Source organism: Colwellia sp. BRX8-4 (assembly GCF_014077345.1).
Lineage (GTDB): Bacteria > Pseudomonadota > Gammaproteobacteria > Enterobacterales > Alteromonadaceae > Colwellia_A.
Map to the genome: position 1 here is coordinate 22,472 of NZ_JACGVS010000011.1, position 14,949 is coordinate 37,420.

Below are 14,949 nucleotides of genomic sequence, written 5' to 3' on the forward strand. Positions count from 1 at the left end.
AAATAATGGAATAAAAAAAGAGTATACAATGGAATACAGTGAATCAACAATTGAAGGTAGTATAATCAATGAGTTAACTTGTCCTGATTGTGGTTGTAAGCATCATCAGGTGAAAGGCGTGATTAAATATGCCTTCTTTTTTATTGAGTCTATTCCATTTTACCCGGTTAAAAAAAGTACTATTATTCAATGTCAGCAATGCTGGGTTCAAACCGATGCAGCGACTTTACCAAAACAGCGTGTCAAAGAATTGTCAAAAAATCTATTTCCCGCTTGGCGATTGTTCAGTAAATTTTTAGGATCGCTTTTAACGTTAATGTTCCTAGGTTACTTAGTACAAGGTGAAATCAAGCAACATCAATTGTCTGATCAGTTTATCGAAAACCCTGCTGTTAATGACTTCTACCATGTTGATTTTCGGTATCTTTCTAGTGAGTTACGACCCAATGAAAAATACCGTGTTGGGAAGGTTACTGATATTACCGGTGATGTAGCAACCGTGGTCTATAGCCGATTATTTTATCGTATGCAGCATGGTGCAGATGAAAGCATTAGAGTCGGGCATGTAACCCACTTTAGTTTTTTTTCAAGAAAAGAATATCATTACAGTTTTGCTGAATTACATAAAATGCGCACGCAAGGTGCTATTTATCGGGTTGAAAGACCGATTAAAAATGAATTAAGGGGTAAGCCCGTTGTAACCGCGAAAAAGCGTTTTTTAAGTAGTACTTACTTCCCTGGCGCAAGACAGAACAATTCAGGTTTAGCTTTTTTAGAAGCGAGCTATATAGATAACCATATCGAATTAGCCTTTGAAAAATTCAACCTCTCAGCTGAAAGAGGCTATAAGCTTGGGCAAGTTAATTTAGCTGAACTTTACATCACAGGTAAGCATGGTGAGCAAGATTTAAACCAAGCACTATTTTGGTTACAAGAAGCAGCCTTACAAGACCACCAACCCGCCATAGATAAATACCTTATTGTTTGCCAGCAAGTTGCACAGTGCAGTAAAAGTGTCTTTATCAAGGTATTATCAGAGCAAGGTGTTAATTTTCATATAGACAAATAGAACCTAAATAGACTTGGTGGGTATAGATTTAAAAGTAAGAGGCTGCAATATCGGATTTATTGTCGATGTTCATTAAGAAAACATATTCTTTATGCGGCTAAGGAGCTTTCCATCACTTTGCGCAGACTCATCGTATTCGTAAGGTGAATCTAATACGGCTAAACGCAATGAATACGTGCCTCCGTGTCCCCAAGGCCACCATAACGCTATAATCGCTGGTGTTGAATCTGTGGCAGGTCGAGCTAAAATAAGTTGATCTTTGTTAAGTTTAATTAAGGGACCTAAGTATTCTTTAATTTCTTGTGGTGCTTTTTTTGCCGTTTTTTTATTCCATTCATGTTGAAATTGTTGGCGAAGTGCGTCTAGCGTTTTATCTTTTTTATCACGAGAGAATTCAGACAGCATAGCGGAAAATCTGTCTTCCCAGCGCCATGTTAATTGCTCGCCTAATAAATGAATTATGGGATGAGTAAACTCTTCGATTTTTTCTTGGCAATATGACACAAACAAGTCCTATAAAATACGCTAAAAAGAAACTAGCTCTTAGCATAACAACAAATTATAGCCGATATATTACAACTGAATCACCATAAAAATAAAGCCTTTATTGGTAATAATTATCATTTGTAATAAATGTAATATAAAAGTGATTAAAATGTAAACTTACAATAAGCAATTGAAAGAAGTAAAGTTAATGGTTAGGTTAACTTTACTTCTCGCATAACTTTTACCGGTTAGGAGTTAGGACTCCATTTATTTTTATCGCTATTTTCTTTTGGTTTATCTGCGCCAAGCCATGCCAATATAAATGCTTTTTGTGATTCACTTATCTCTTCATCATCTAGGGCTATTACTTTCACTTCTGGATTTTCAATAAAGGTAATCGTGGTTGATAGTTTTTCGCCACGTTGAATGTATTCAATCGTTGTACTTTCACCCGGTTTAAATTGCTCTAATGCACTTGTCCATTGACTGTAGTTACCTATAGTTCTTCGACCTACTTTAACTATTTGGTCAGTACGTTCAAGACCTGCTTGATAAAGAGGAGAGCCAATTTTTATTGGTTTCTCAATAATGGCAGCTTCACCATTAAAATTAAATTTAACCTGACCTAAAAAAGCATCACCTGGGTGAGCACTAACTATTTTTAAGCCAGCATGAGTTAATAGTGATGCGTAATCAGGTTTTACTTGTCCATAAATATATTGCTCAAAGAACTGCTTAGCAAAGGCATCATTATTTAATAAAGTCCCTAAGGTGTGGCGCAAATCTTCACGGGTGTAAGGAATTTCTGGTTTACCAAAATCTGTCCACATTTTTCTCATAAAATCATCAAGTGATTTTCCTGGAAATTGCTGGCGAATAGATAAATCTAGTGCTAATGCCATGGCACTGCCATAGCTGTAATAGCTGAAAAAGATATTACTAAAATTAGTTTTATCAATAGAAGTACCCGCATCGGTAAACGTTGCCAGCATACTCGCACCTTCAGGGGTGAAAAATTGTCGACCAGGTACTTGCTCAACCTGATTAACCGTCTTGGTAACAGCTTTTAAGTATTCATCAACCGTAGACTCTTGCGCTCTGCGGATCATTAATTTGTCATAGTAAGAAGTAAAACCTTCGGCGAACCATAAGTTTGTTGTCATGTTATGAGCACTGAAGTTAAAAGGTTCTAATGCTTTAGGTCTTATGCGTTCAACATTCCAAGCATGAAAGAACTCATGTGATAAGGTGCCTAATTGTGAAAAATTCCCTTCATCTAATGATTGAGTATTAGTGAGAATTGTTGAGTTTCTATGCTCCATGCCATCGCGATTGACGTGGGGTAAATAACAGGCAATAAAAGTGTATTCTCCGTAATCAAAAGCAGGTAATTCGCCATAAACTTTAATTTGTTCAGCAACTACAGCTTTAGCTTGACGGGTAAATTCAACTAAATCTTCCTCGAGACCATCGTGATGCACAGCTAAGTTAATTTGGTAATCTTTGCCACTTGAGTGAACAGTCCAGCTTTTTACTTGGTGGTCACTAAGCTCTGTTGGGCTGTCCATAAAATAGGCTAAGTTGGGGGCAGTGAAGGTATATTTATCTTGGGTTTTTTGTAGCTGAGTGGCCACTTTCCATGTTGAACTAAAAGGTTCAAATGTTACTTTTATAGGACGCTTCTCATGGTTTGATGCCCACATAAACGTAGCAGGAATATTCAAGTGAGCATGTGTTCTGTCTATTTGAGCATAAGTACCATCAGCGCGGTCACCAAATAAGGTGTACGTTACGGTTACCTCACCATCGTGATTGTCGATTGCCCACTGATAAGGGTTAGGTCGCGTAATTTCTAAGGGCTCGCCCATACTGTTTACAGCAGTCACGTTATAAACGTTTTTAGCAAATTCATGTAAAGCATAGCGCCCTGGAGAGGTGCGGCTCATTTGAACGGTCAAAACTTGGCTTTCAATGTCTGGAAAGGTTACCGAAATTCGCGCTTCATGATGAACCGCGTTTTCGAAAGTCACTTTATAATGTGTAACGTTGTCTTTAACAGGTAATGAGTGACTTGAAAAAGACACTATTAATGCTAAAAGAACTGTGGGGGCAATTCTCATTTTTTAATCCTAAGCGTTTTATATTGTATAATTATTGGCTTAGTGTAGAGAATTATTACTATTTTTTACAGTAGTACTTTTAACAATAATGAAAGTAAGCAAGCCATATCATTAAAAAAAGCTCATAATAAACAATATTATAGCGTTAGCATTTTATTGGTGGTATTAATTAACTGATCTCTTGTTTCCGGTTCAATTGAAGCATGGCCAGCAATTGTACTGAACAATGTAGAATTTGGCAGTTGTTGATGTAAGAGCCAAGCATTGTCAAAAGGGCAGACAATATCGTAACGGCCATGAACAATAACCATAGGAATATTTTCAATCTTATGACAATTTTTTAGTATCTGATTTTCCGACAAAAAGCAGCCATGCACCATATAATGAGCTTCATGGCGAGAGAGAGTCCAAGAAGAATCATCGCCGGTGAGTGCAGCAACAAACTCTTCGTTAGGCTTTAGCGTGCAACAACGGATCTCCCATTTAGCCCATGCTTGAGCAACTCGCTCTGCAGCTACTTTATCGTCACCTGTCATAATGTCGTAGGCTGTTTTAACACCGGTCTGAATTTCACCATTAGGCAGAGCATCAAGATACTCTTGCCAATAATCAGGAAAAATTCGAGTACCACCTCCGCCTTCAAATGCCCATCGAGTATCCTCGGCACGCCCTAAAAAAATACCGCGTAATACCAAGCTGATCACTGATTCAGGGTGAGTTTGTGCATAGACTAAAGCCAGTGTTGATCCCCAAGAACCACCAAAAGCATGCCATTTTTTAATCTTTAGCTTTAGACGAATTTTCTCAATATCGGCAACTAATAACTGAGTATTATTATTATCTAAACTACCAAAAGGCAACGAACGACCACAGCCACGTTGGTCAAATAATATAATGAGATATTTCTCAGGATCAAAGAAACGTCGGTCATTGGCTGAACTCCCGGCTCCTGGTCCACCATGAATAAAAACAACGGCTTGTCCTTTTGGATTACCACATTGTTCTACATAGAGTTTATGTTGGTCACCAACGGGTAATAAAAAATGATCAAAAGGTGTGATTTCTGGATAAAGTTCGTTCATTGCTACGCTCATCGTTAATAATGAAATGAATTAATCTCACTAGGGTTAATGTTATCGCTATCTAGCTAGTTCATGAATAAATACATAGTTACACTGGAGTATAAATTATTTATAAAGTGCAGGTAAATCGGTAGGTAAATACCACCGCTACTATAGCGTGATACACCTAAAATAATGGCTAAAGGAAATAATACCACGAGTATGTTTATATCGTACTGGCCCGCATGAATTAAAGTAAATAACACACTGGTTATAATAATCGTAACAATAACACCTAAAGGCGAGCTTGCTAATCCTTTAAAGATAAAGCCCCTAAAAATAAGTTCTTCAAAAAATGGGGCGGCTATCACGACGGCAATAAAGAGCAAGAATAGATAATCAGTAGTGTTATAAATATTTATCATACTTTGTGGCGTTTTTATACCTAAGGCATCTGAGGCAAAGTAAGAAAAGATAAAATAACCTATTAGGACAAGATTATAATTAATGAAGTTGGCTTTATTTGGCCATTTGTTAAAACCTAAATAGGCCGCAGCTGTTGTTAGCTTTCTTCTTGCTGCGCAATAAAAGATCAAGGGGGTTAAACATAAAGCCGTGATCAGATAGTTAATCGCATTAAAGTCACCATCGAGTGCTAATCTTTGACTTATTTTTACTCCAGCGGTTAGGACGCGATCTATACTCATTGCTGGTGCGGCGACTTCTATGCCTGCGGCTATAGCAAGAACAGTAATCGAAATAATAAAGTAGAGGATAAAAAACAGTAAGGTTAACCCTAACGTTGCTGTAGCGCTCCACGGGCGACGAGTTCCAGTTAATGTTACCGCTATTTTTTGTGCATCAGCTAACATTGCTTTTCCTTGGTATTAGGACATAAAGAGAAAACACTCAGTAGTAACATTTACAGTAAATAGGGAAAGTGTTTTTTTCTCTGTTGATTAAGTGCTTGCAGTGCTAAATATTTAAAAGATTAGCGAGTTGAGAATTTCGTTAAAGTGCTGTGAAGTTATCTTTTTCAGTTAAATTAAATTTTCTAATACATGCTTGGCAGATACAACTTTTACCCTTGGCTTTATCAGGAACTTGTTGAATTAAGGCTTTGGGCACTTTTTCTAAAGTGCACCAACATTGCTGAGGTGAATTGACATCACAACGATTTTTTTGTTGGCAAAGAGGGCAGTTGCTGGTCTCTATATTTATAGTCATAGATTATTTACGCTTGAATTGTAGGGCGACAGTGTAGCTCGACAAGCATAGCAAGAAAAACCTAAGCTGACTTTACTTTTATGGGTAGTGTAGTTTTTTGATTCGCATGGCTAATGTTGTTAAAAATGTTGCTTTATTGACCTCATTAAAGGCAAACTAGCTAGATAATAAAAACAAAAAGGATTTTTTTTGCGTATTTTCAATTCTTTACCCCCAATAAAAATATTTATCGTTAGTGCCTTATTACTCTTACTGAGCGGCTTAACGCACGGCGAAAAATATGATGACATTTATATTGAAGCAGCCCCTACTTGGGTTGAGTCTCGTGATATCACACTAGCAAAAGACATTCCCGTAGACGAAATAACCGATGGTGTATTTTATCAATTACTGGATTCACAAAGGAAATTATCTGAAAAACAACAAAGTGCTTGGTATTCTCGCTATGTTCAAACAGTTGTAAACCAAGCTGGTGTTGATTATATCTCGCAAATAAATCTCGATTTTGACCCTACTTACCGAAAGCTGGTACTCAATACCTTGTTCGTTATTCGAGATGGGCAACGTATTGACAAATTGTCGAGTGCAAAGATTTCATTATTAAACCGAGAAACCGAATTAGAAAATCAAATTTACAATGGCTCCTTAACACTCAATATCCTTATTGACGATATTCAAGAGGGTGACACCATTGATTATAGTTTTACGCGTTATGGCGACAACCCGGTTTATAAAGGTATTTTCGCTTATAGCCGAACACTGAGTTGGAGTGTACCAATACGAGATCAATTTGTTCGAGTGCTTTGGGGGAAAAGTAAGCCTTTATTTTCCAGCACGCGCAATGTGTCAGTGCCAATTACAGAAAAAAAACTGGGTGAGTACACCGAATACCAAGTGCATATGCATAACGCTGAAACACTGTCATCAGCAAGCGAAGTGCCGGGTTGGTATGAACCTTATGGCTTAGTATCCTTTAGTGAAAGTAAAAACTGGGGCGATGTTGCTGTCTGGGCTGAAACCTTATATCAACCGAGTGAACAACATAAAACGATTATTGAAATTGCTAATGAGCTTCAGCAAAAAAATAAAAGCCAAGCAGAGCAAATTGCAGCAGCATTAAAATATACGCAAGACAATATACGCTATGTTGGCTTAGAAATGGGGGTTAATTCCCATTTACCGACACCGGCCCATGAAACCTTAGCGTTGAAATATGGCGACTGTAAAGACAAAGCCTTATTGTTTATTACGCTGTTAAAGGCATTGGGCATTGATGCATATCCCGCCTTAGTTAATACCGAAGAAACTAAATTTCTTGTTGAACAACTCCCTGCGGTTAATTTGTTTAATCACGTTATTGTTACCTTAGAATTTAATGGTAAACGTATTTGGTTAGATCCGACGTTAAGTTATCAAGAAGGGCGTTTAGCCTACCTTTTTCAACCCGATTATGGATTTGCGTTGGTAGTCAAACCGGGAGAAACAGCATTAACATCAATGGCTAATAGTCAGTCAAATTCTTATACTCATGTTGAAGACCGTTATGTTATTGGCGAAAATGTAGAGCAAGCAGTACCCTATTATATTGTCAGTGAATATTTAGGTGATACCGCGCAAACTAAGCACAGTCAAATTGAACAAGCGGGTAAAAAGAAACTTTCCACAGACTATGAAACCTTTTATCAAAGTACTTATCCTAAATTAACAGCTACTTCCGCCGTTGATATTACAACAGATTATTCAACAGGCGTTTTGAAATTAGCCGAAAGCTACACGATTAACGAATTTTGGAAAAAAGGAGAGGTTGATTATGAAAGAAGCTTCTATCCTACGGATATCAGAAATGCTGTTTATAAGCCCAAGCAAGTCGCAAGAGTTGCGCCGCTGTGGTTCGCTTACCCAAATAATATTATTAATAAAATCACCTTAGAATTCGAAGAACAAAACTGGGAATTTGATGATGATAGCTTCGTTGAAGACAATGATTTTTTCTTTTTTAAACGCGATGTTTCCTTTACCGATAATATCTTAAACTTAACCTTTGAATACCGCTCTAAGACTGATCATATTCCGGCAAATGAAGTGGAAAGTTATCTTGCTGCAAGAAAAACGTTAAGAAGTAAAGCTTACTACGGCATTACTAAATATGCGAAACAGACAGCCAGTACGGTTGACGTTGACGATGAAGAAAGCCCTTTAGCGAGTTGGATGCTTATCGCAATGTGGACTTATGCTATCGGCTTGGTTGCACTTCTTGTTAGCTGGCGAATCGAGTCTAATAAACGACCGGTATTTGCTAATAGTCATTTTTTTCCTGTAGCACTAGTTAAATTTATTACCCTGTCATTTTTTACCTTTGGACTTTATAGTGCCTATTGGATGTATCGAAATTGGCAGGTTATTAAACAAAAGCAGCAAAGCGATATCATGCCAATCGTACGAGGTTTCTTTTCTATCATTTGGTTCTATCCACTATTTTTAGCATTAAAAAATGACAGTATTGAACGTTTTGATAAAAACAAAGTGATGCTGCCTTTTATAGCGGTAATTTTTGCATTGGTGTATTTAATACTCTCATTAGTGGGTAACTATACAGAGCAAAAGGTTTTGAATGTATTGATAATGCTATTACCTTTACTCTTCATTCCTTTTGTAAAATACATTAATAGTATTAACGATCGAAACAGTGAGGCCATTCAGTACAATTCAAGATGGAATATACACAGCATTGTTGCGATTATATTATGTTTACCACTGCTGAGTTTTACCGTCGCCCAAGAAACGCCTTTTTTGCCAAGTGATTCGGTTATTTCGCAAAATGAAATTATGCAACACGACATGAAATATCTTTATCGACAGAATGTTGTTGCTGCCGATGAAACGATCCATTATTTTTATAGTGATGCTTTTCTAACTATTCGTGATGACGGAAATGGCTTTACCGATAAAGAAGTTTTCTCTTATTGGCAAGATGACAATGATGGTTTCCAGCTTGAAAAAGTCCAATTTCATGAGATTAAAGACATCAGTGTTACTTATGGCAAAGCAACAGATGAAAATACCATAGTGACGGTTACTCGTCTTGATGACACTAACTTTAAACTGTTTGTTGCTTCGACAAATACAGGCGATAAATTATTTGTCGATAAGTTAACGGCACTCTGGGAGTTAGCTAAGGTACGTTAGCGGTATCTTTGTAATGGGATAAGTAAATGATGGATATTTCAATTGAGAAGATAATCATTGAGTCTTTAGCATTAACTAAAGATGGAGTCGGAATTTTCAATAGAGATGATCGTCTCATTTATTGTAATGATGCTATCGGTCGATTATTTGGTATGTCTGCTGAAGAGGCGCTTAACAAAAGCTTTTCTGAGCTAAGTGCAGACTGCTTCAATCGTTCAAAAGGGATTAATATTGAATTTACAACTATAGAAGCTTGGTTATCTAATGCCTCAGCGAAGAGAAGAAGTTGTCCTTATAGAACGTTTGAAGTCGATACCCAAGAAGATCAGTGGTTTCTCGTTACCGAACAGATTGTTCACAATGATTACCTTTATATGTACATCACAGATATTACAGAAAAAAAGGCAAACGCGAGAGCGTTACAGCTTATGTCTGAACAATTTCAAAAGCTTGCTACTACAGACTCTCTTACCGGTATTTATAATCGCCGTTATTTTTATGAAAAAGCTGAGGCCGAGTTCAATCGAAGTAGCAGGAAAAACAAAATATTTTCAATAATGTTTCTGGACTTAGATAAGTTCAAGCATATTAATGATAAATTTGGTCACGCCGCCGGTGATGCATTTTTAAAGGGGTTTGCAGACAATGTTCAGACGCACCTAAGAAACTATGATACTTTTGCTAGGGTGGGTGGAGAAGAATTTGCCATATTATTACCTAATACTGACAAAGATAATGCCAGTATCATTGCCGAACGAATAAGAGCATCAATAGAAGCCCTTATTATTCCTTTTGAAAATGAATCATTAAAGATCACGGTATCAGTGGGTGTGGTAGAAAGTTCAAATGAGATCAAATCGATTGACCAAATAATGAATAATGCAGATAAACGCTTATACCAAGCGAAATGTAATGGTCGTAACCAGATTTGTTAAAAAGGGGTTTAACAAAAATCTGCATAACTACTGATGAGTAGTGGTTTTATAGGGCGTAGTTCTTAGTTGAGTCAGTAGACGTTAGAATAACAACCCGAATAGCGCAGACTAAGATACTATTATTTATCACACTACCGCCAAGCCGGTCGCCACTCCTTGAGCCCAGCACGCTTGAAAATTATAACCACCCAACCAACCCGTAACGTCAATCACTTCACCAATAAAATACAAATCATCGCTCTTTTTGGCGGCAAAAGATTTTGAAGATAATTCGTCGGTATCAACACCGCCAAGTGTAACTTCCGCTGTTCGATAACCTTCAGTACCATTAGGCTTGATTTGCCATTGGTGAATAAAAGCATGAATGGCTTGAATTTCTGCATGGTTGAGTTGGTTAACCGCTTTGTCAGGAATGTCTTTGCTTTCAATTAAGCACTCAATGAACCTTTTTGGTAGTAAGGTCGCGAGCAAATTTTTAAGCGATTTTTGCGCTTGATGCTGGCGCCATTCAGCGATGATGTCATTTAAGCTGTGATCGGGTAACAAATTAATGGTTACTGCTTGACCTGCTTGCCAAAAAGAGGATATTTGCAAAATGGCGGGGCCAGACAAACCTCGATGGGTAAATAAAATATTTTCTTTAAAGGTTTCGCCGCTGTCACTAGCGACTTCGGTAAATATACTTATACCAGATAAACCATCAAAGCGGGTTTTATCGTGATCATGTAAAGTAAAAGGCACTAATGCCGCTGTTGTTGGTAATACATTCAAGCCAAACTGTTCTGCTATTTTATAGCCAATAGGACTTGCGCCAAGCTTCGGCATTGTTAAGCCACCAGAGGCGACCACTAATGATTTACAGCTATAACTCGCTTCTGTTGTTTGGACTTGGTAACCACTGTCAGTTTTAGTGACTGAAAGTACTTCATTACGCATTTTAACTTCAACGCCTGCCCAATCACATTCGGTCATCAAAACGTCAACAATATCTTTTGCACTGTCATCACAAAATAACTGCCCTAATGTTTTATGATGATAATTTACGCCATGGCGTTCAACAAGTTCAATGAAGTCTTGTGCTGAATAACGACTTAATGCTGATTTTATGAAGTGAGGATTTTGGCAAATATAGTGTTCAGCACCGGCATCTTCATTAGTGAAATTACAGCGTCCGCCACCACTGATCAGTATTTTACGGCCTGGTTTCTTGCCCATATCGACGACAACGACTTTTTTGCCTCTATAACCAGCTGTTGCGGCACACATCAATCCTGCAGCACCGGCACCAATAACTAACACGTCAATTTGCAAAGCATTTTCCTATGATTTTAAGTTTACTTTATTTCTTATAAATCATTATATCTTGAATAGTCGTGTTATTACACGAGATGTTGTTTAAACAAAAAGCCGCCAAGATAAAGAAATGCAAAGATTGTGTAAATGTCAGAACTAATCAGCAGCACGTGACTCTATTGCCATTGAAACTGCCAAAATTTCATTGGCAATATTTAAACGGCTAATAAAGCGCAGACAACAATAAAGAGTTAGGTGAGTCAATGAATACTAAAAAGTACATACTTTGCATTAAAAGAATAAAGTTTTTAATGGTAACGACGGTAATATTAAGTCTTTCAGCCTGCGGTGGGTCTGATAGTGACTCTAATGCAGAAGGTTATGTGAAGCTCTACAACACCACGAAGAATTCTCCTGCGATCTATTTAACGATAGATGAAGATTTTTCGACAAGTGACGATGAAATTGAGTTTACTTATAACGGTGTCCCTTATGGCAGTGCATCAAACGCAAACATTGTAGACAATGGCTCTTACTTCTATGAGCTGGCGTGGCAAGATGGCGATAGCACAGACAGTAGCGACTTAACGGTCGTTTATACCGATAGTATAAAAATTAACAATGATGCGATTCAATTGATTGTTATCGGAGAAGATATTTTAGCGCCTTCAGTGACCACTTACGATATAGATATTATTGATGATGAAGATGATGATACCTACGATCGCTTCAATTTTAGAGTGCTGAACATGCATGACGATAGCGAAGGTATCGATGTCTATTTATCTAAAGCAGATGAAACCTTCAATGAAGCTAACTTTATTGGCAGCTATAGTTATCAAGAATTATCGGTTAATCAAAAATTTGACCAAGATGATTATATTTTTTATATCACGACACCAGGAAGCACTGAAATTTTGTTTCAATCGAATGATATAAGCTTTTCATACAGTAGCCAATATATCATCGCAATACGCGAAAATAATGGCGTGGGAAGCTCACCATATATGCTTGATAAAATGTCTAATTCACTCATAGAATCATTTATTAATACCGACTCAGAAGCAAAACTTAATGCGTACAATGCGATTGGTAAGCATGATTTACTACCTGATTATCAAGGTGAATTTTCCTTATATTTAAATGGTGTAGACGACTCGCCAGAAATTGAAGCCTTATCGCTAGGTGAGCTAAGTCAGCCGATTGAACTTGTTAAAGGAGACTACAGTGTCGATTTGGTCGTCGGTGATGGAAATGAACTATTGTTGAAAAACCATTTACTTTCTTTAGGAGAAAATAGCCATAAAACCGCTTTCTTTTATATTGATGAAGTGGCCGTCGATGACGATGGAGATGGTGATGTTGATGAAGACGGTGATGGTAATATTGATGAGATACAGCTAGATGTGCATTCGTTAGTCGTTAGCAATAGTAGTAGAACGAGTATTTATGATCATGAAATTAAAATGGTTAATCTTGTCGACAGTACTGAATTTGGTGCGTTTACTATTTATTTTGTCCGAAGTGATGAAACCATTGAAAGTGCTTTTTATAAAACAGCCGTTAGCTTTGCCAACAGCGAACTCGTGTATTTAAAAAATAATACCTACCAAGTTTATGTGGTTGCTCAAGACAACAGCAGTGAGATCATCTTAAATGCTTTTGAACTCATCCTAGATGAAGAATCGAAAGAACAATTTATGGTTGTTGAAGTTGATGATACTGCTCCTACTGGTTATAAAGTGAGTTTGTTTGATCAAACAATATAATGTTGGTATCTGATAAAATTATAATCGCCGATGTAGAAATTTTTCCGGGTAGTCGAGAAGTTTATTGCTGCAACCAGTTGGTTACACTGACCGGATTAGAATTTAATTTATTGTGGTTGCTGATGAGTGATTTTCCACAACTAGTTACCCGTGAAAGTATCGCTGAGCATATATTTAAGCGTAGCCTGGTCGAGTCTAATCGAAGTATTAATATGCATATTTCAACCATCAGGAAAAAGTTATTGGTGAACACTGACAAATCACGGATTAAAACTTTTCGTGGTGAAGGATATGTTTTTTAACGAATAATGAGAGGTTATTATTTAAAAAGGCTTCATATAGAAGCCTTTTTTATGCGGTATATTATTGATTGTGACTAAACGGGTGCGCCCGTCATGATACTTGTAGTACCTACTTTAGCCATTTCGGCTAAATCTTTATCAACAAAAAATAAAGCATGGCCGTCTTGACCTACTAAGTTAATTTTATCTAAGACACTTTTAAACAAAGTCTCCTCTTCATGTTGCTCAGCTACATACCATTGCAAGAAATTAAACGTTGAATAGTCTTGGTTAGTAAAGGCTTGATGCGCTAAAGAATTGATACGTTCGGTAATTGAACATTCATGTTCATAAGTTTTTTCGAAAACGTCAGCTAATGACTTATATTCGTGTGGCGGCGCATCTATGGTACCTATAATAGGTAATGCCCCTGTTTCACTGACATAAGTAAATAAGCGTGTCATGTGGTCCATTTCTTCTGCTGCATGTTTACGCATAAATATTGCTGCACCTTCAAAGCCTTTTTCTTCACACCAGGCACTCATTTGTAAGTACAAGTTGGAAGAGTAAAACTCTAAGTTGATCTGTTTATTTAGTTGTTTGACCATTTCAGGTTTTAACATGTTGGTACCTCATTAAAAAATATCAGTAAATTTTGCCTGTTCTATGGCTGGGACACAAGCTATAAAGTGTAACATTTTTGATTTGTAAGATTTAAAAGTCATAAAAAACAATATGATAAACAACACAAATCATTATCATTACATCTCATCTATAGTGTTTTTAGAATAGATTCAGCGGTACTTACTTCAAATTCTTTAGGCTTTTCAATATGTAAATTTGTTACTGTACCGTTTTCAATGACCATAGCATAACGCTGAGAACGTAAACCACCAAATCCTGCGGTCTCCATACTTAAACCAAGTGCTTTAGTGTAACTGCCGTCGCCATCAGCAAGCATCATAATATTTTCAGCATTTTGTGCTTCGCCCCACGCATTCATTACAAAAGCATCATTTACCGATAAACAGATAATGGCATCGACACCTTTAGCTTTTAATTCATCCGCTGATACCACATAGCCGGGTAAATGAGCGGCTGAACAAGTTGGGGTGAAAGCACCGGGAACGGCAAATAGCACCACTTTTTTGTTGGCAAAAAGCTCATCGGTATTATGGGTAATCATGTTGCCGTCTTTTAACTGTGACAATTCGCCTGAAGGCATGGGTTTATTTTCTTCAATCATAAAATTCTTCTCATTTAACGTTAACTATGTTGATGGGGTAAAGGCAGTATTATCGCTTTACATAAAAAATCTTTGCTGTTTGCAGAACGCGCACAGTCTTTACAAATAAAACATGGTTTATCAACAATACGAGCAAGTTCGTGAAGACTTTTTTCTATGTCTTTTTTTTTCCACTTACAAAGCGCCTTTGCCATAAACTATCCTAAAATGAATATCATTACTTGTTTCATTTTAGGATATAGCGCACCGACATGCATCTATTTATCGTTAAAAACG

Annotated in this window: 14 protein-coding genes; 5 read left to right on the forward strand and 9 right to left on the reverse strand. The window is 37.2% G+C overall.

What is annotated here, in order from left to right; translation table 11 throughout:
- Window positions 1-28 precede the first annotated feature (28 nt).
- Entirely contained in the window at window positions 29-1,069 is a 1,041-nt protein-coding gene (locus H4J56_RS10830) for a tetratricopeptide repeat protein (protein ID WP_182251034.1), read from the forward strand.
- A gap of 72 nt (window positions 1,070-1,141) precedes the next feature.
- Here H4J56_RS10830 and H4J56_RS10835 read toward each other — a convergent pair whose 3' ends face one another.
- The 5 genes from H4J56_RS10835 to H4J56_RS10855 form a co-directional block, all read right to left on the reverse strand.
- A complete protein-coding gene (locus H4J56_RS10835; protein ID WP_182215298.1) occupies window positions 1,142-1,573 on the reverse strand; it encodes a hypothetical protein in 432 nt (143 codons plus the stop codon).
- Window positions 1,574-1,803: 230 nt separating this feature from the next.
- Window positions 1,804-3,675, reverse strand: a complete 1,872-nt coding sequence (locus tag H4J56_RS10840) for a M61 family metallopeptidase (RefSeq protein ID WP_182259312.1) — start codon at window positions 3,673-3,675, stop codon at window positions 1,804-1,806.
- A gap of 137 nt (window positions 3,676-3,812) precedes the next feature.
- Window positions 3,813-4,757: a prolyl aminopeptidase gene (gene pip, locus H4J56_RS10845; protein WP_182259313.1), complete on the reverse strand. Its 945-nt coding sequence runs from the start codon at window positions 4,755-4,757 to the stop codon at window positions 3,813-3,815.
- A 65-nt stretch (window positions 4,758-4,822) separates the two neighbouring features.
- Window positions 4,823-5,608: a CPBP family intramembrane glutamic endopeptidase gene (locus H4J56_RS10850; RefSeq protein WP_182215303.1), complete on the reverse strand. Its 786-nt coding sequence runs from the start codon at window positions 5,606-5,608 to the stop codon at window positions 4,823-4,825.
- Window positions 5,609-5,747: 139 nt separating this feature from the next.
- Window positions 5,748-5,963, reverse strand: a complete 216-nt coding sequence (locus tag H4J56_RS10855; protein ID WP_182215305.1) for a cysteine-rich CWC family protein — start codon at window positions 5,961-5,963, stop codon at window positions 5,748-5,750.
- A gap of 189 nt (window positions 5,964-6,152) precedes the next feature.
- Between H4J56_RS10855 and H4J56_RS10860 the strand changes: the two genes are divergently transcribed.
- A complete protein-coding gene (locus H4J56_RS10860) occupies window positions 6,153-9,149 on the forward strand; it encodes a DUF3857 domain-containing protein (RefSeq protein WP_182215306.1) in 2,997 nt (998 codons plus the stop codon).
- A gap of 26 nt (window positions 9,150-9,175) precedes the next feature.
- Window positions 9,176-10,084, forward strand: coding sequence for a GGDEF domain-containing protein (locus tag H4J56_RS10865; protein WP_182215308.1), 909 nt, complete (start codon window positions 9,176-9,178; stop codon window positions 10,082-10,084).
- 126 nt (window positions 10,085-10,210) lie between these two features.
- On the opposite strand, the gene H4J56_RS10870 is transcribed toward H4J56_RS10865, so the two are convergent.
- Window positions 10,211-11,395 carry an NAD(P)/FAD-dependent oxidoreductase gene (locus H4J56_RS10870; protein ID WP_259364703.1) on the reverse strand — a complete coding sequence of 395 codons (1,185 nt, stop codon included), beginning with the start codon at window positions 11,393-11,395 and terminating at the stop codon, window positions 10,211-10,213.
- A 245-nt stretch (window positions 11,396-11,640) separates the two neighbouring features.
- On the opposite strand from H4J56_RS10870, the gene H4J56_RS10875 reads away from it, so the two are divergent.
- Together H4J56_RS10875 and H4J56_RS10880 are read left to right on the forward strand one after the other, a co-directional pair.
- Window positions 11,641-13,146: a hypothetical protein gene (locus H4J56_RS10875; RefSeq protein ID WP_182230600.1), complete on the forward strand. Its 1,506-nt coding sequence runs from the start codon at window positions 11,641-11,643 to the stop codon at window positions 13,144-13,146.
- Window positions 13,146-13,448 (forward strand): winged helix-turn-helix domain-containing protein, encoded by a 303-nt coding sequence (locus H4J56_RS10880; RefSeq protein WP_182215312.1) that lies wholly within the window; start codon window positions 13,146-13,148, stop codon window positions 13,446-13,448. Before H4J56_RS10875 ends, H4J56_RS10880 begins: the two co-directional genes overlap by 1 nt.
- A gap of 74 nt (window positions 13,449-13,522) precedes the next feature.
- Here the strand turns inward: H4J56_RS10880 and ftnA are convergent, their stop codons facing one another.
- The 3 genes from ftnA to H4J56_RS10895 all read right to left on the reverse strand — a co-directional run bounded on the left by ftnA (window position 13,523) and on the right by H4J56_RS10895 (window position 14,867).
- Window positions 13,523-14,050: a non-heme ferritin gene (gene ftnA / locus H4J56_RS10885; protein ID WP_182215314.1), complete on the reverse strand. Its 528-nt coding sequence runs from the start codon at window positions 14,048-14,050 to the stop codon at window positions 13,523-13,525.
- A gap of 149 nt (window positions 14,051-14,199) precedes the next feature.
- Window positions 14,200-14,673, reverse strand: coding sequence for a peroxiredoxin (locus H4J56_RS10890; protein WP_182215316.1), 474 nt, complete (start codon window positions 14,671-14,673; stop codon window positions 14,200-14,202).
- Window positions 14,674-14,693: 20 nt separating this feature from the next.
- Window positions 14,694-14,867, reverse strand: coding sequence for a hypothetical protein (locus H4J56_RS10895; protein WP_182215318.1), 174 nt, complete (start codon window positions 14,865-14,867; stop codon window positions 14,694-14,696).
- Window positions 14,868-14,949: the final 82 nt, after the last annotated feature.